The sequence below is a fragment of the Winogradskyella ursingii genome, from assembly GCF_013403975.1.
Classification (GTDB): domain Bacteria; phylum Bacteroidota; class Bacteroidia; order Flavobacteriales; family Flavobacteriaceae; genus Winogradskyella; species Winogradskyella ursingii.
The window spans coordinates 19519-36424 of the sequence record NZ_JABFDH010000006.1 but is presented as its reverse complement, the minus strand read 5'-3'; the positions used below and the strand labels follow the sequence as shown (position 1 = coordinate 36424).

20 protein-coding genes and 1 tRNA gene are annotated in these 16906 nt (G+C 33.7%); 15 read left to right on the top strand and 6 right to left on the bottom strand.

Annotation, left to right across the window (positions count from 1 at the left end; all coding sequences use genetic code 11):
* Positions 1-494 precede the first annotated feature (494 nt).
* The gene (locus HM983_RS14500) at positions 495-857 is read left to right on the top strand and encodes a nuclear transport factor 2 family protein (RefSeq protein WP_179346462.1); all 363 of its coding nucleotides are present in this window, start codon (positions 495-497) and stop codon (positions 855-857) included.
* Positions 858-948: 91 nt separating this feature from the next.
* Here the strand turns inward: HM983_RS14500 and murA are convergent, their stop codons facing one another.
* The 3 genes from murA to HM983_RS14485 form a co-directional block, all read right to left on the bottom strand.
* Positions 949-2265 carry a UDP-N-acetylglucosamine 1-carboxyvinyltransferase gene (gene murA / locus HM983_RS14495; RefSeq protein WP_179346461.1) on the bottom strand — a complete coding sequence of 439 codons (1317 nt, stop codon included), beginning with the start codon at positions 2263-2265 and terminating at the stop codon, positions 949-951.
* A 6-nt stretch (positions 2266-2271) separates the two neighbouring features.
* Positions 2272-2931 carry a DUF4290 domain-containing protein gene (locus HM983_RS14490; protein WP_179346460.1) on the bottom strand — a complete coding sequence of 220 codons (660 nt, stop codon included), beginning with the start codon at positions 2929-2931 and terminating at the stop codon, positions 2272-2274.
* Between the two features lie 90 nt (positions 2932-3021).
* The gene (locus HM983_RS14485) at positions 3022-3315 is read right to left on the bottom strand and encodes a DUF493 family protein (RefSeq protein WP_179346459.1); all 294 of its coding nucleotides are present in this window, start codon (positions 3313-3315) and stop codon (positions 3022-3024) included.
* A gap of 90 nt (positions 3316-3405) precedes the next feature.
* On the opposite strand from HM983_RS14485, the gene HM983_RS14480 reads away from it, so the two are divergent.
* The 5 genes from HM983_RS14480 to HM983_RS14460 all read left to right on the top strand — a co-directional run bounded on the left by HM983_RS14480 (position 3406) and on the right by HM983_RS14460 (position 7952).
* Entirely contained in the window at positions 3406-3948 is a 543-nt protein-coding gene (locus HM983_RS14480; RefSeq protein WP_179346458.1) for an AAA family ATPase, read from the top strand.
* On the top strand, positions 3948-5843 hold the full coding sequence (locus HM983_RS14475; protein WP_179346457.1) for a RecQ family ATP-dependent DNA helicase: 1896 nt from the start codon (positions 3948-3950) through the stop codon (positions 5841-5843). The genes HM983_RS14480 and HM983_RS14475 overlap by 1 nt, the downstream gene beginning before the upstream one ends.
* Positions 5840-6799 (top strand): methionyl-tRNA formyltransferase, encoded by a 960-nt coding sequence (fmt, locus tag HM983_RS14470; RefSeq protein WP_179346456.1) that lies wholly within the window; start codon positions 5840-5842, stop codon positions 6797-6799. The genes HM983_RS14475 and fmt overlap by 4 nt, the downstream gene beginning before the upstream one ends.
* 195 nt (positions 6800-6994) lie before the next feature.
* The gene (locus tag HM983_RS14465; protein ID WP_179346455.1) at positions 6995-7267 is read left to right on the top strand and encodes an HU family DNA-binding protein; all 273 of its coding nucleotides are present in this window, start codon (positions 6995-6997) and stop codon (positions 7265-7267) included.
* A gap of 130 nt (positions 7268-7397) precedes the next feature.
* On the top strand, positions 7398-7952 hold the full coding sequence (locus tag HM983_RS14460) for a YqgE/AlgH family protein (RefSeq protein ID WP_179346454.1): 555 nt from the start codon (positions 7398-7400) through the stop codon (positions 7950-7952).
* Here the strand turns inward: HM983_RS14460 and HM983_RS14455 are convergent.
* Together HM983_RS14455 and HM983_RS14450 are read right to left on the bottom strand one after the other, a co-directional pair.
* Positions 7943-8800, bottom strand: coding sequence for an aminotransferase class IV (locus tag HM983_RS14455; RefSeq protein ID WP_179346453.1), 858 nt, complete (start codon positions 8798-8800; stop codon positions 7943-7945). The two genes, HM983_RS14460 and HM983_RS14455, sit on opposite strands and share 10 nt — an antisense overlap.
* 83 nt (positions 8801-8883) lie before the next feature.
* Complete coding sequence (locus tag HM983_RS14450) at positions 8884-9276, bottom strand: START-like domain-containing protein (protein WP_179346452.1); 393 nt, start codon at positions 9274-9276, stop codon at positions 8884-8886.
* A gap of 128 nt (positions 9277-9404) precedes the next feature.
* On the opposite strand from HM983_RS14450, the gene HM983_RS14445 reads away from it, so the two are divergent.
* From HM983_RS14445 to HM983_RS14430, 4 genes are all read left to right on the top strand, one after another.
* Positions 9405-9478 (top strand) — tRNA-Met (locus HM983_RS14445).
* Positions 9479-9533: 55 nt separating this feature from the next.
* On the top strand, positions 9534-10865 hold the full coding sequence (locus HM983_RS14440) for a tyrosine-type recombinase/integrase (RefSeq protein WP_179346451.1): 1332 nt from the start codon (positions 9534-9536) through the stop codon (positions 10863-10865).
* Positions 10862-11599 carry a hypothetical protein gene (locus tag HM983_RS14435; protein WP_179346450.1) on the top strand — a complete coding sequence of 246 codons (738 nt, stop codon included), beginning with the start codon at positions 10862-10864 and terminating at the stop codon, positions 11597-11599. Before HM983_RS14440 ends, HM983_RS14435 begins: the two co-directional genes overlap by 4 nt.
* Before the next feature lie 46 nt (positions 11600-11645).
* The gene (locus HM983_RS14430; RefSeq protein WP_179346449.1) at positions 11646-12065 is read left to right on the top strand and encodes a hypothetical protein; all 420 of its coding nucleotides are present in this window, start codon (positions 11646-11648) and stop codon (positions 12063-12065) included.
* A 21-nt stretch (positions 12066-12086) separates the two neighbouring features.
* Here HM983_RS14430 and HM983_RS14425 read toward each other — a convergent pair whose 3' ends face one another.
* On the bottom strand, positions 12087-12464 hold the full coding sequence (locus tag HM983_RS14425) for a hypothetical protein (protein ID WP_179346448.1): 378 nt from the start codon (positions 12462-12464) through the stop codon (positions 12087-12089).
* A 91-nt stretch (positions 12465-12555) separates the two neighbouring features.
* Here HM983_RS14425 and xerA point away from each other — a divergent pair, with 91 nt between their 5' ends.
* The 5 genes from xerA (at position 12556) to HM983_RS14400 (ending at position 16882) form a co-directional block, all read left to right on the top strand.
* Positions 12556-13683: a site-specific tyrosine recombinase/integron integrase gene (gene xerA, locus HM983_RS14420; protein ID WP_179346447.1), complete on the top strand. Its 1128-nt coding sequence runs from the start codon at positions 12556-12558 to the stop codon at positions 13681-13683.
* 69 nt (positions 13684-13752) lie between these two features.
* Complete coding sequence (locus HM983_RS14415; RefSeq protein ID WP_179346446.1) at positions 13753-14241, top strand: hypothetical protein; 489 nt, start codon at positions 13753-13755, stop codon at positions 14239-14241.
* Complete coding sequence (locus tag HM983_RS14410; protein ID WP_179346445.1) at positions 14238-15125, top strand: ComEC/Rec2 family competence protein; 888 nt, start codon at positions 14238-14240, stop codon at positions 15123-15125. The genes HM983_RS14415 and HM983_RS14410 overlap by 4 nt, the downstream gene beginning before the upstream one ends.
* A gap of 249 nt (positions 15126-15374) precedes the next feature.
* Entirely contained in the window at positions 15375-16100 is a 726-nt protein-coding gene (locus HM983_RS14405) for a superoxide dismutase (protein ID WP_009780324.1), read from the top strand.
* Between the two features lie 176 nt (positions 16101-16276).
* Positions 16277-16882, top strand: a complete 606-nt coding sequence (locus HM983_RS14400) for a Crp/Fnr family transcriptional regulator (protein ID WP_179346444.1) — start codon at positions 16277-16279, stop codon at positions 16880-16882.
* The last annotated feature ends 24 nt before the right edge of the window (positions 16883-16906 follow it).

Below are 16906 nucleotides of genomic sequence, written 5' to 3'. Positions count from 1 at the left end.
TGCCTTTTGGACTGAGGTAAATATTATTCATCTAATTTATAAACTTTTTTTATAATCTCCGTTTTGTCAATATTTACCCATTTAGGACGCTAAACTACAAACTTATAAATATCTGTTGTCATAGGAAGAATGGCTATTAATATTATCTATTAATCGTGATGATATATTGTTTGTGTGGCTAAGTTTAGGTTACAAATAAAATATAAGTAAAACAACCCACAATCGTTGTCTCGGCACTTTTATATCTACTCTAAATTAATTTTTAAGACATCACAACCCTGTTTTTTAGGTCTTTAAACAATAAAAATAAAAAGTCTTCCGTTATTAATTAAGAAACAAAAAAGTTTCTTAACCAAATAACCGTTTTCTTTAAATCAAAAAAGCCCTTTTAGTCTTGGGGCTTTTTTCTTTGCATCAAAATCCTAACAATTAATTAAGATAAGATGATATTGTTTTAAGTAACTTTATTTTACCAATCTTAAAATCAAAACAATATGAAAACATGGGATGTCGCCAAAAAATGGCAAAATATGTGCAATGAAGGTAAAAACCTCGAGTGCATTAATGAACTTTATGCAGATAATATAGTAAGCAAAGAAATGCCTGGAATGCCAGGTGAAAAAATTTCAGGCAAACAAGAAGTTTGGAATAAGAACAAAGAATGGCTAGATAATGTTGAAGAGTTTCACAGTAGCTCAATAAGCGAACCAGTAGTTGCAGGCAACCATTTTACTTCTAAAATGGATTTTGACGTGACCTTTAAGGATAGAGGTAGACAGCAAATGGAAGAGCTTGCTGTTTTTGAAGTTAACGACGGGAAGATAGTTAGTGAGCAGTTTTTGTATTCAATGGAATAAACTCAAGTCAGTATTAAATTAAAAAGTGTAAAATCAATTTTTCTCAAAACTAATTTTACACTTTTTTCATTATAAGCTTATTTTTTTAGCACTAGTTTCCTTCCAAACGCTCAATCTTAGCACCAATGGCTCTTAAACGCTCAGCAATATTTTCGTAACCTCTATCAATTTGTTCGATATTGTGAATTGTCGAAGTTCCTTTTGCAGAAAGAGCTGCGATTAACAAAGATACTCCAGCTCTGATATCTGGTGAAGTCATGGTGGTAGCTTTTAATGTCGATTTAAAATCGTGCCCAATAACTGTTGCCCTGTGCGGATCGCAAAGAATTATCTTCGCACCCATATCAATTAATTTATCTACAAAGAACAATCGGCTTTCAAACATTTTTTGATGTACAATAGCACTACCTCTTGCCTGAGTTAAAACCGTAAGAATAATGCTCAATAAATCCGGCGTAAAACCTGGCCAAGGCGCGTCAGAAATAGTTAGGATAGAGCCGTCTATAAAATTTTGAACCTCATAACCATCTAAATGTGCAGGAATGTAAATATCATCTCCTTGACGCTCTACTGTGATGCCTATTTTTCTAAATACGTTTGGTATCTGGCCCAAATCATCCCAACTTACATTGGTTATAGTCAATTCACTTTTGGTCATGGCAGCTAGACCAATCCAACTTCCAATTTCGATCATATCTGGTAACATTCTGTGCTCAGTTCCACCAAGAGAATCAACACCTTCTATTTTTAATAGATTGGAACCAACACCAGATATTTTTGCACCCATACGGTTCAGCATTTTACACAATTGCTGTAAGTATGGTTCGCATGCTGCATTGTATATTGTCGTAGTTCCTTCTGCCAATACTGCAGCCATAACAATATTAGCTGTACCTGTAACTGAAGCTTCGTCCAAAAGCATGTAAGTGCCTTTTAGTTTATCTGCCTCAACACCATAAAATAATTCCTCCTTATTATATCTAAATTTAGCACCTAAATTAATAAAGCCTTCAAAATGCGTATCTAAACGACGACGACCAATTTTATCACCACCTGGTTTTGGAATATAACCTGCTCCGAAACGCGCAAGTAATGGACCAACAATCATAATAGATCCTCTTAGACCTTTACCATCTTCCTTAAATTCGGCTGATTTGAGATAATCTAAATTTAAATCATCTGCTTGAAACGTATAAGTACCCTTATCAAGTTTTTCAATCTTAACACCTAGCTTTTTCAACAAAGCTATTAGTTTATTGACATCAATGATATCTGGTATATTATTTATGGTGACTTTTTCTGCGGTAAGTAATACTGCGCATAAAATTTGTAAGGCTTCGTTTTTTGCTCCCTGAGGCTGAATTTTTCCTTTTAATTGGTGGCCTCCTTCAATTTTAAATGTTCCCATCCGCTTTTAGTAACGCTTTCTGTTATTGGAATATTTCTTCTTGTTAGAATTGTTCTTTTTGCTGGAACTGCTTTTGCTATTACCATACTTGGATTTTGTACGCATTAAGCTTGAAGCATCACTTAAGTCTTCATCCTTATTTTTAAGGTTAATTTTTCCACCAGATAATTCATACAAATGATCAAAAATAACATCATCTTCGACCGTATCCTTATTCCAGTTCAAAAAGCACTTTTTCATGTGGTTGGCAATGGTAAAAATCAAAGCTTCTTTTAATTCTCCCTCGTCCCAACTTACTGCCACGTCAATCATCGTTTTTATATTATTACCGTAGAAGCGGTATTTCGGATGATTTTGTGGATATTTTAAGGGTTCTGGTCTTGCCTGTATTTCTTCTTTTGAAGGTTGTCCAAAGGGTGCGTCCACATCAATTTCAAAATCAGCCATAATAAATAACTGATCCCATAATTTATGCTGAAAATCTGGCACATCTCTAAGATGTGGCTGTATATTGCCCATTACGGCAATTATAGATTTGGCAACTTTATTTCTTTCTTCTTTTGTTTCGCGTGATTTGGCATAATTAATCATCTTTTGCATATGGCGTCCATATTCTGGTATGATTAAATGCTCGCGTTCTGTGTTGTATTCTAAATCGTCAATCAAAATTGTAAAATGTGTAGTAAATAATTTTAAAACCTGAAGTATTTCGGTTTTGTTGCAAAGTACAAAAAATTACGAAGCTTAAAAGAATTTTTAAAGGGAAATTACACCTTCTACTTTTTCGGCTACTTCCTTATATTTTTCAATCACCGCTTCGGGATTTTTCATTCTTACGTTAATAGAAACACTTGTGTATTTTCCGTTTTTAGATGCGTTTGTCGTAATTACAGCTCCAAGACCGTTAAATAATCCTTCAATATCACCCACTCCGCTGCCTTCTGAAACTACAATAAACTTATACAAATATTCAGTTGGCCAAAGGGCTGTGTCATACAATTGTGCTTTGAGCTTTTCGTAAAACTCATCTGTTTTTTTAGAACTGTCCATAGTCAATTTTTTCAGTAGCAAAGATACATTATCTTTATATTTTTAGGTATCAATATTAATCACGAAATTTACAGCAAAAACATTGCCAATTTGAAGCCAAAAAAAGTTGTTATTACAGGTGGTCCAGGTACTGGGAAATCTTCTATTATAAATGAATTGATAAGTCGTGGTCACCTCTGTTACGAAGAAATTTCAAGACAAATTACTTTAGAGGCCCGAGAACAAGGGATTGAACAACTCTTTTTAACTGAACCGTTGCTATTTAGCGAAAAACTTTTAGAAGGTCGATCCACTCAATTTAAAAATGCTTCAAAAGAAACATCTGACGTTATTTTCTTAGATCGTGGGATTCCTGATATTTTGGCTTATATGGATTATATCGGTGATGACTATCCTCAAAAGTTTATCGATGCATCCAAATCTAGTCGCTATGATATGGTTTTTGTTTTAGCACCTTGGGAGACTATATTTACGAGCGATGATCAACGTTACGAAAACTTTGAACAAGCTACAATTATTCATGAACACTTACTCAAAACGTACCACCGATTTGGCTACAATTTGATTGATGTCCCATTTGAATCCATTAAAAAACGTACCGATTTTGTACTTGATGCCTTAAATTTACAGTAATGCATCCTATTGAAGTTTTAGAACGCTATTGGAACCACACTTCCTTTAGGCCATTGCAAGAAGAGATAATCACTTCGGTTTTAAACGGAGAGGATACGTTTGCCTTATTACCAACAGGAGGTGGAAAATCGATTTGCTTTCAAATACCTGCATTGCTACAAGAAGGAATTTGCATTGTTATTTCTCCATTAATAGCCTTGATGAGAGATCAAGTAAATACATTAAAATCTAAAGGTATAAAAGCTATTGCGCTAACTTCAGGCATATCATATTCAGAACTTGACACTCAATTAGACAATTGCATTTATGGTAATTACAAATTTTTGTACTTATCACCAGAGCGCTTACAACAACAGTTGGTAAAGGAACGTCTTCAGCAGATGAAAATCAATCTTATAGCTGTAGATGAAGCACATTGTATTAGTCAATGGGGAAACGATTTTAGACCTGCCTACAACCATATTTCAGTTTTACGACAAATGCATCCGCAAGTTAATTGTATTGCCTTAACGGCTACAGCAAAACTCGATATTGTAGATGACATCATAAAAAATCTCGATTTTGTTTCTCCTAAAATTTTTAGGGCCTCTTTTGAACGACCAAATATAGCCTATCACGTAATTCATTCAGATGATAAGCACTTTCAGTTAGAGCACATTTTAAATACACATAAAGGCTCATCAATTATTTATGTTAGAAATAGACAAGCTACAAAAGACATTCACACCTATTTAAACGCAAAAGGTTTTTCATCCACATTTTATCACGGAGGAATCACCAACAAAGAAAAACAAGAACGTTTTAATCAATGGACCAATAACCAAAAACAAATCATGGTTGCGACGACGGCTTTTGGGATGGGAATTGACAAAGCAGATGTTAAGACGGTCATTCATTTCAATTTACCCGAAAGTTTAGAAAGCTACTACCAAGAAGCGGGACGTGCTGGCCGAAATGGAGAAGACGCCTATGCTTTTATCCTTAAGCAGCATATAGATGAAGACCGCCTAAAAAGTCAGTTTTTGGGTGCTTTACCCTCTATTGATTATGTAAAAAAGGTGTACAATAAGCTCTGTAATTATTTTCAGATACCATATGGTGAAGGTGAAAACACCTTACATCAGTTAGATTTTAGGACGTTTTGCAACACTTACAAACTAAACGCAAGTATTACTTATAATGTTTTGGTTGCTCTTGACAGAAATGCTGTAATTGCATTAGAACAGCAATTTAATTTTAGGACAAAGATTCAATTTTTAGTCACTAATAATACTTTGTTTCAATATCTCGAGAACAATCTAGAATTCAACCTGTTGGTAAAAATATTTCTAAGAACTTATGGAGGGATTTTTGATTATGTAACCAAAGTGAATCTAAACTTGGTGGCACACAAATCCAATCTTTCTGAAAAGAGGATCATTGAACAATTAAATCAATTAGAAAAAGACGGTATTATAAGTCTGGAAATAGCAAATACAGATTCTGAAATCACTTTTCTAAAACCGCGAGAAGATGATATCACTATTAACCCTCTTGCAAAAAATATTAGACAACAGCATACACTTAAGCATAACCAAATTGAGGCGGTTATGGGCTATGTGAAAAATGAGAAAATTTGTAAAAACATACAATTACTATCCTATTTTGGTGAGAAGCAGAAAAAAAGATGTGGCAAGTGCTCTGTATGTCTTCAACAAAAGACCAAAACGAGTGAGCAGAACCAAACCAACATTCTTAATGACATCACAAATGCCCTCAAAAAAGAAGCCTTATCTTCGCGACAGCTATTAAATCAAATAAATTGTACCGAAAAAGAACTTTTAAACGGACTGACCGAATTAATAGAATTGAACAAGCTTAAAGTTACAACCTCCAACACCTATATACTTATATGACAACAAAACGCGATTTACGTATTGTTTTTATGGGCACTCCAGATTTTGCAGTAGCCACCTTAAAAAACTTAATAGATAATGGTTATAATGTCGTAGGAGTTATTACGGCTCCGGATAGACCTGCAGGTCGTGGCCGTAAATTGCGAGCTTCTGCAGTGAAGGAATTTGCTTTAAAAGCCGGTTTAAAAATTATGCAACCTACAAATTTGAAAGACACGAGCTTTATAGAAGAATTGAAAAATCTAAATGCTAACCTACAGATTGTAGTCGCTTTTAGAATGTTGCCTCAGGTAGTTTGGCAAATGCCAAAATATGGCACATTTAATCTTCACGCCTCTCTATTACCACATTATAGAGGTGCAGCTCCCATCCATTGGGCTATAATCAATGGAGAAACCCAAACTGGCGTCACCACATTTTTTATAGACGAAAAAATTGACACAGGAGCTATTATACTTAGCGAAGCCACACCTATTCACGCTAATACTACCGTTGGAGAATTACACGACACACTAATGAAATTAGGCAGTGAACTTGTTATTAAAACCGTGAAACAAATTGAAGAGAATAAAGTTTCAACTAAAATTCAACCAAAATCAGAAGACCTTAAAACCGCTTATAAACTTAATCGCGATAATAGCAAAATAGATTGGACACAGTCCATGGATACAATATATAACAAAATTCGTGGTCTTAATCCCTTTCCTGCAGCTTGGTGCTATCTCCAAGATGGAAATGAGGAAAAACTTACAGTGAAGATTTTTGATGTAAAGAAAGAAACAGACCAGCATAATTATGACTTCGGAACATTAATTTCTTCTAAAGATGAATTGAAAGCAGCTTGCGAAGGAGGCTATATAATAATAAATGAAATTCAGCTTCCGGGAAAGCGAAAAATGACTGCAAAATCACTTTTAAACGGTTATGAATTTTCTAAATTGGCAAAACTGCTGTAAACCCTTATGTTTATTGGTTTTATAAAAAATCCGATAAAATACAATCCTTTATTAACAAATGCTATAAGTTATCAACAAAAAGCCGTATTTCCCTTGCTATTACTTGTGTAGCTCAATATTACTAATATTTTTGTGTACGGATTTTTAACTACATAACTTAAAAACCAAAATTTTAACAATTTAAATTCAATTTTTATGAACAAAACAGATTTAATCAATGGAATGGCAGAGAATGCTGGAATCACAAAAGCAGCTGCAAAAAAAGCATTAGACTCAATGTTAGTAGATATCGAAGGAGCTTTACAAAAAGGTAACAGAGTATCTTTAGTAGGTTTTGGTTCTTGGTCAGTTTCTAGAAGAGCTGCGAGAGACGGAAGAAACCCACAGACTGGAAAAACTATTAAGATTAAAGCAAAAAATGTAGTGAAATTTAAGGCAGGTTCTGACTTAAGTAGTGCTGTAAACTAGAACATTTTTTTTGTTTAGATATTAAGTCTGCTCAATGAGCAGACTTTTTTTGTCCTAATTTTAAGGCATTTAAGTTGGTAATGTGAGAAAAATAGAATAGATTTAGTTTCACAATTAAGTCAACCAACCAATGAAAAAACCTGAAAAAGGAGCACTTCTCATTGCAGAACCATCTATAATCGGTGATATGTCGTTTAATAGGTCGGTAATTTTGCTTGCTGACCATAATGCATTGGGCTCTGTTGGTTTTATTTTGAATAAACCACTGAATTTTAATCTTAAGGATGTCGTTGACGGCACTCAATCTAATTTCAAAATCTATAATGGTGGACCTGTAGAACAAGATAATCTTTATTTTATCCATAAATCTCCAGATCTTATTCCTAATAGTATCGAAATTTCTAACGGTATTTTTTGGGGAGGCGATTTTAATGTCGTCTTAGACTTAATAAATAAAGAGCTTTTGTCCGAAGATCAAATACGTTTCTTTTTAGGATATTCAGGATGGGATGAACAGCAATTAGATAACGAACTACAATCTAACGCCTGGCTCGTTTCAAAGAATATTTACAACAACGATATCATATCAAAGAGTTGTGTTAGTTTTTGGCGCGAAAAAATGCTAGAGCTCGGTGGTGATTACAGCATTTGGTCTAACGCGCCTGAAAATCCTAGCTATAATTGAGATAATCTCAATTTCGCATTCAATTTTTTTAAAATTTCCTGAGCAATTTCTATACTATAATTCTTTTTGCGGTATTGGGTAATTGGCATGATACCCTTAATCACATTAGTAATAAATAATTCATCTGCTTTTTGAAGCTCAAAAGGACTTATAGATGCTTCTTCAATTTGCAAATTAACGTCCTTTGACAAAACTTCTAATACTTGTTTTCGCATTACCCCTTTTAAGCAACCATCTTCTAGCGGTGGAGTTTTAATTTTATCACCTTTCACTAAAAATAGGTTTCCGTTCAATGCTTCAATCACACTTTTATTGGTATTTAAGACTAGACAATTGTCTAAATCATTTTCTTTAGCGTAAATACTTCCCATTACCTGTAAGGCTTTGTTGTTAGATTTTAATCCTGACAACAAACCCGGTGCCATAAAATAATCCTTGTATAAATCTACAACATAATTGGAGGTTTTGTCTATATTGTAGAACGGATTGGCATGCGACTCAACGTTTATACTAAAGTGAACCTTAGCTTCTTCAGAAGGTAAATATTTGCCACCTTCCCCTCTATCTACATTTAATCGAACCCGTGCAGAAGTTTCTAATAAATCATTTGCTTCAAGTGTTTTTAAGATCTCATTTTCGAGATATTCCATCGTAAAATCCATCGGAATATCCATACGCATAATACGCATTGAAGACATTAATCTAAAATAATGATCTTCCCAAAAGAAAATTGCACCATTAACAACTTTTAGTGTTTCGAATAAAGCGTCACCATATTTATAACCTCTATTTTCAATAGAAGTATTTGCCGATTCTATGGTCAATAATGTTCCGTTGATATTTATCATAAAAAAGTCTCGATTTATTAATTTTTAATTAAATCGAGACAAATATATAATTGTAGATTTATTTTAGTGCGAAGTCAGTCGATTTATCTCGAACCGAGAACTTGCTTCAGACTAGAAATTTGATTGTCCCAAAGCATTTTTGCTTCATCAATTTCATCCTCTTCTGCATAATCAGTAATCATTAGAGATACATCTTTCGTAATTTCATCTACTTGAATACGGATTTCAAAATAATAGTTAGATCCATCTTCATCATCCACTAACCATCTAAATTTAACTCGTTCACCACTCTTTTTGCTTAGTAATTTTGCTTGTTCTTCAGAGCCATCCCAAATAAAAGTGAATAATTCACCTCGCGAATTTACATTGTCTGCAAACCATTCTGACATGCCAGAGGGTGTAGAAATGTATGTATATATAAGTGATGGAGATGCCTGTATAACAAACTCCATTTCAAATTTTTCTTTGTCGTCCATAAATGATTGGTTTATCTGCTCAATATATACAAATATAGCTTAGTTTAAAACTTTAGATTGAAATTATTTTTTTAGAAACTTATGTTTGCTCCCGTAGAATTTGTTTATATATTTGCAGCCGCAATTATGGCGAGGTAGCTCAGTCGGTTAGAGCGTCGGATTCATAACCCGGAGGTCACGAGTTCAATTCTCGTTCTCGCTACAAAACTTAAAATGCAGAACCTAAGCGGTTTAGATTTTCTCTAAACCGTTTTTTTATGTTTTCTCTTAAACAATTACTTACATTTGCATACGAAAGTGAATACGATAGTGCATACGATTTGTCTGAACAAAAGCTTTTTTCCAAACCTAAAATCTACACTGCCAAAGGGAATTTGAGCAAGCGTTGGTATGTCTATTTTTCATTTAGACATCCAGAATCCGGAAAATTAAAACGCCTCACCCCTTTTTACGGTACGGCAAATAAATACAAAACCAAGGAGGAACGCTTGGAAGTTTTGACCATTTACAGAAAATCGTTACTTAAACTTCTAAAATTGGGCTACAATCCTTTTGAGGATAATTCAGCCCTTTATGAGAAACTGAACAAAAAGAAAAAGAGTTCCAATTCTGAAAACTTACCTTCAAAAAAGGCACTGGAGATATCAAATTCAGAAAATGAAGAAAAATATGCTGAGGATCAATTGACCATTTCAAAAGCTTTCCAATTTGGGCTAAAATTAAAAGAAAAAGTGGTCGGCGAACGCACCTTAAAAGATTACGAAAACAAGGTCAGTTCATTTTTAAAGTGGTTGGAAAGTAACCATCCAAACATTATAACTTTGGATGATCTTAGTAAAAACTTGTTCCAAAAGTATCTGAACGATATTCTTGTACGTTCCTCCCCTCGCAATAGAAACAACTATCGAACGGATTTGAGCAGCGTATTGCAAGTTCTGGTCGATAATGAGATTATTCAAGATAACTTTGTAAAGGATATAAAAAAACTCAGTGCTAAGCCAGAGCGCCACAAGACTTATTCAAGTAAGACAGAAAACGATATTTTCAAATACCTCAAAGAGAAAGACCCCATCCTGTTACTTTTTATAAAATTTTATGCCTATGCTTTTATGAGACCCATTGAGGTCTGCAGGATCAGGGTCAAGGACATCAATGTAAAAGACAGAACAGTTCAATTCAAAGCGAAGAACAGTAAACTGAAAACCAAAATACTTCCTCAGATTTTATTGGAAGACCTCCCTGATCTGTCAAAACTTAAACCTAACACACTCTTATTTACACCTCATAAAATCGGAGACAAATGGGAGGCAAGTGAAAACAGTAGGCGAGATCATTTCTCAAAGCGCTTTAAGAGGGTTGTTAAGGATCATTTTAATCTTGGAACGGATTACGGACTCTACAGTTTCAGACATACCTTCGTTACAAAACTGTACAGAGAACTAATTAAAGAATCCTCGCCTCACGCAGCTAAGAGCAGATTAATGCAAATTACTGGACATGGCACAATGACCGCACTTGAAAAGTACCTAAGGGACATCGATGCCGAGTTGCCTGAGGATTTTTCGTATATGCTAAAAAGAAAAATATGAGCGAAAATAAACTCTACGACCTTTATATTGGTTTGATTCCTAATTTGGTATCTGAACTCCTATTTTACATACCAGAGAAAGAAATTGCACAGGAGATTATCGATGAATTCAATGAACTTAAAAACAATAAATTATTTGATAGAGTTTTTGTGTTCGATGAGTACAGAGGGCCAATAGATTACGACAAAAAGGCCAGTTCAAAAGGTTTAGCTGTAATGGCCATAAATCACGAAAAGAATCTCTTTATTATGGTGGAAAAACAAGAGGCAATATCCAATTCTGAATTTAAATTTTTATTAGAGAAATATATAACTTTCGTAGAAGTGCTACTCCAATACAGTAAATGGATGCATGGTAATCTACATAACACATTTGAAGAAGATGAAAAATTGAAGATTTTGTTTAATAATCAATGTTTTAATTTTAAAAAGCATCTAGAGGCATTGGTTACCACGTTTTATGATTCTAAAAAATTACTTTCTACCCAGAATTTTAAAATGCAACGAATCGTCGATGATTTTATTCCTGATTTAGCTAAAAGCTTTACAAAAAGCAAAATATCCGATTTTATCTTACAACCAAATCCTATCCGTGTTCCTGAATTGAATGTGCCAAAGGGAACTTTTAGTGTCGCAAAGGAAAAGCTACAAACGCAAAAATCTACAAAAAAAGCAATTGTGACCGAGCAATTAGCAGAAAAAATATTACTAGAAACTTATTTTGGTATTAAATGAAAGTTTTTAATTTAGCGTAAATTAAACGTTTAATTTACGCATATTTATGAAATATACCGATTTTTGTGATTATTGTGGTGCGGAATACGAACCTCAAAGAAGGGGTGTACAACGATTTTGCAGTAATTCTTGCAGAAGTAGAAAGTGGCAACTTAAGCAAAAAAATGATCAGCTGACAATTATCGACGAAGCTAAAGTTCCGGTAACCGAACCCTCTAAACCCATGGCTAAAACCAAAATAACTACTGCTGCAATAGGCAATGCAGCTATTGGAACTGCCGCTGTAGATCTAACCAAGCACCTCCTCACTCCAGAACCAAAAAGAAATGCAACCAAGGAAGACGTAAGAAAACTTTCATCGATTATCAAGGGACAACGGTATTTTCCCGTGAGAAATATGGCATTAGATCATTTAGGTCGTAATCCTTTGTATGATATCGAAACTGAGACTATTATTTACAAATGATAAAAATTGACTCATCGAAAATCATTTCATATAATCCTGCCATTGTATCAGAACATATTTCTGGGTATTGTTATCCGCGATGTTTAAAAAACCATATTCATAAATAAACAGATACACATCCCCTTTTTTATTCTTCCAGTAATGCGTGAAAAACTTGTGGTCGAATCCATCCTCCTTTAAAACCTTAGCTCTTATTGTTGCCTTACCTGCTTTATTATAGCGCTTGAGTATTTTTCTGTTCAATTTCAGCTGGTTATCCACTTTGTTATAGAAACGCTCTGGTTTTTCCCTTTCTATCTTATATTGGTACGCACTCTTGCAATGAGGGTCACAATATTTTTTATCTGTCCTACCGGTTAATTTCTTATCGCAGTGAAGACAATTTTTCTGTAATCTCATAATTATCCGTTTTAAACGGATATTATACGACAAATATTCGAATAAGATACGCCTAACAATTTTAATTTGCATAATTTGAAAAACAAAAACAATGCAGCTCTCCAAAAATATTACCTTAAAGCATCTTTTTATCAATAACCAAAAGTGTATTGGAATACAGTTTGTTTCTGATAAAATATTACAAGCTCTAGTCGAGAAACTACCCGGAATATCTTGGAGCAATGAATTTCAGATGTATTACCTTACAAACACTAAGGCAAATCTTGATCTCGTTTTTAAGACTTTTCGGGGAGTTGCATGGATCAACGGCAACTACTTCTTCAATGAAAAAGTTATAAATGAAAATAATCCTGCTATAAAATTGGATAGCTATAGGCAAAGAGAACCCGTAGATGGCTACAGAAATTGTCCCGAGTCCTATTTGCTAAAACTGGAACTAAAGAGATATTCCGCTAATACCGTAAAGAACTATGTGTCCAGTTTCGAATCTTTTATCAATCACTTCAAAGATAGATCGTTAAATGAAATCGATGAAATGGATATTAGAACATATCTTCAATCACTGATTCAAGGGGGCTTTTCCAATTCCCACGTAAACCTGACAATCAATAGTATCAAATTCTATTATGAAGTAGTTCTGGGAATGCCCAACCGCTTCTACTCTATTGAACGCCCAAGAAAAACGAAGTCACTTCCAGAGGTGCTTTCTAAAGATGAAGTTTTACAAATTATCAATTGTACCAATAATATAAAACACCGGTGCATATTAGAGCTCCTTTATTCATCAGGGCTTCGTCGCAGCGAACTTTTGAATCTTAAAATTACGGATATCGATAGTAAACGCATGGTTGTTATGGTCAAAAATGCAAAGGGGAATAAGGATAGGATTAGTGTATTAAGCGCGACGCTCCTGAAAAACCTTAAGGTTTACTATAAAGAATACAAACCTCTAACTTATCTATTTGAAGGTCAGAAAGGTGGCAAGTACAGTGCATCTAGTGTATTGAATATTGTTAAGTCCGCATCGAAAAGAGCGGGCATACGTAAAAAAGTTACACCACATATGCTCAGACATAGTTTTGCAACACACCTTTTAGAAAATGGTACTGACCTTAGGCACATTCAACTCTTGTTGGGTCATAGTTCAACCAAGACAACGGAAATTTACACCCATGTTGCCAATAGTTCCTTTTCTAACATAAAAGATTTATTATCTTAGACGACATATAATGTGGATATAGTTAATACGTATATCCAATTGTTGTAGCCAATGTAAAAAAAACACCGAATGAGTGAAATATTAACAAAAATATCTTCTTACGATTTATTTAATAACCTTTTCCCAGGGACGCTCTTTATTGTCTTGGCTGAAAAGTTATTGAATATTCCTTTAATACAAGAATCTGTTTTAGTTGGAATTTTTCTGTATTATTTCGTTGGTATGATTATCAGTAGGTTTGGCTCATTAATTATTGCACCAATATTAAAAAAGATAAAACTTGCAAAATTTGAAGATTACAAGGATTACATATCAGCGTCTAAATTAGATGATAAAATTGATTTGCTTTCTCAAATCAATAATACTTACAGAACTATAATCTCAATGCTAATTTTATTATTGCTTTTAAAATTATACCTGTTTATCGAATCATACATTCAATTTCTTCAAGACTATAGAATAATCATACTACTATTTTCTCTCATTGTAATGTTCATTTTCTCATACAAGAAACAAACTAAATTTATAACTAAACGAATTAAAGCTTCAAAAAAATGAGTATAATTAAATCCTTCTCTGTTGGAAATGGAGATATGTTCTATATAAAACACGGTTCAGATAATTTTACAATTATTGATTGTTGCTTGAGTGACGAAAACAAAGAAGATATCGTTGAAGAAATTAAAAGAGAAAAAAGAAATAAAACAATTTCAAGATTCATTTCAACACATCCGGATGAAGACCATATCCAAAGATTAGATTATCTCGATGATGAAATAGACATTCTAAATTTTTACTGTGTCAAAAATGAGACTACAAAATCTTTTGAATCAACTGGCTTTAAAAGATATAAAAAACTTCATAATTCTGACCAAAAATCATACTATATAGAAAAAGGTAGTCGTCGCAAATGGATGAATAATTCAGATGATGATAGAGGCAGTTCAGGAATTAATATATTATGGCCTGATAGAAATAATGAACATTTTAAGGAGGCTCTTGAAAATGCAAAAAACGGTAGAACACCAAACAACATTTCTTGCATCATAGAATATAGTTTACAAGATGGTGCGAAAGTGGTTTGGATGGGAGATTTAGAAAAAGATTTTATGGAAAAGATAAAAGACGACGTAAAATTATCTAAAACCAATATTTTATTTTCGCCTCATCACGGACGAAAATCTGGAAAAATACCACAAGAATGGTTAGATATGATGGACCCAGATGTTATTATTAAGGGAGAGGCAAACTCAAAAGATTCGGATTATGTTTCTAACCCGAATCACGATAAGATACATCAAAATCGCGCTAAAGATATCATTATGGAATGTGAGGCTGGTAAAGTTCATTTTTATGTTTCAAATGAGAATTATTGTGTCGATTTTCTTGATGATGAAGGAAAAAGCACTTATGAAAATTACATCGGAACTCTAAACATATAGCAGAAAAACACTGGCTACAACAACGTATATAGCTCATAGCTAGTTAGTTGCTTAATCGTAGTTAAGGCATATTTGCAAGTCCGCCAAATTTTTTAATTTGGCTTATTGAGAAAAAAAGATAATAAGAAAAATTAAAAAATTCGGCTCGTGCTTAACCGAAAATAATTTTCTAATTTGCACGCTACGAGCCATATACAGAGACGTTGGCAGTAATGTGGAAAAACGAGATAAATTGAAAAAAGTATAAATATGGACAGAAAAGAATTTTTAAGAAACACGGCAATTTTAGGTGGAGCGACAATCCTACCAATGAACAACGTTTTTTCACAAAATGTAACGGAAAACGGAATTGACAGATTAGTGGACAGTAATGGAAATTTCATTCAAAAATCACTTCCATACAATAAAACTTTTTTGGAGCCACATATGGATGAAGAAACCTTACATCTGCACTTTGAATTTCATCACGGTGGAGCAGTAAAAGGGGCAAACACAGATTTGATTAAAATTAAGGAACATCTAAAATCGGGCGATTTAGACCAAGTGGATTTGTGGACCCGAAAGTTAGCTTACCACTTTTCAAGCCACGTGCTTCATTCCATCTTTTGGACGAACTTAACGAATAAAAAAACTGAACCCAAAACTGAACTCTTAAAACAGATAGAAAAGGATTTCGGTTCATTTGACAAACTGAAAAGCTATATCGGGAAAATATCAAAAACTGTAGAAGGAAGCGGTTGGGGTATTTTGGGTTACCAACCTTATTCGGATAGCTTGACATTGTTACAATGCGAAAATCATCAAAAATTAACACAATGGGGAGTTGTTCCGATTTTGGTGATTGATGTTTGGGAACACGCCTATTATTTGAAATACAAAAATAAAAGAGCCGATTTTGTTGATACAGTTCTTGAAATTATCAATTGGGACAATGTAGCTGACCGATTTATGACAGCAAAACGACTGACAAAATAAACACTACTGCCAACAATGGCTATAAGTAATTGCTTGTTCTCGCCTACTTCTGAAAATCCTCACGGATTTTCAGTTTGGTGTGTACTTGCAAAGTTAAGTGCTAAACCACGCAACTACTCATAGCCGAAACCGTTGTATGCAAGCCGAAAACCAGAACAAGCGAATAATATTTTAGAATGATTTTAAAGCTGAAAACCAAAATTGAAAAAATACTGCAAATTCCAGTTGAGGATTGCGACCTGTATTTTAGCAATAGCAAAATTCCTTTGAAAATACCTGCGAAAGAATATTTTGTTAAAGAAGGACAGATTTGCAAAAAAATGGCATTTATTGAGAAAGGAGAATTGAGAATGTTCTACATTACCGAAGAAGGAAAGGAAATTAATGTGGAATTTTTCTTTGAAAATGATTTTGTCGCCTCTTATCAAAGTTTTTTACGTCAAACTAAAAGCAAATATTACATTCAAGCAATTTCGGATTGTGAACTCGTAACCATATCTCATAAAACTCTTCAAAATGCTTATGCAAATTCACCATATTGGCAAAGGTTTGGCAGAATCGTTGCAGAAAGGGTTTTCACTTTAGCCGAACAAAGAACAGAAGGTTTTTTATTCTACAATGCAGAAGAACGATATTTGAATCTTTTGAGAAATAGACCAATTATATTTAAAAAAATACCTCTTTATCATATTGCATCCTATTTGGGAATTGAACCAGAAAGTTTAAGCCGATTGAGAAAAAAATTGACAAAAAAGGTCGAACTTAACATAGGTCAAGAATAAAGGCAAGTTCCATTTCTAATTTTG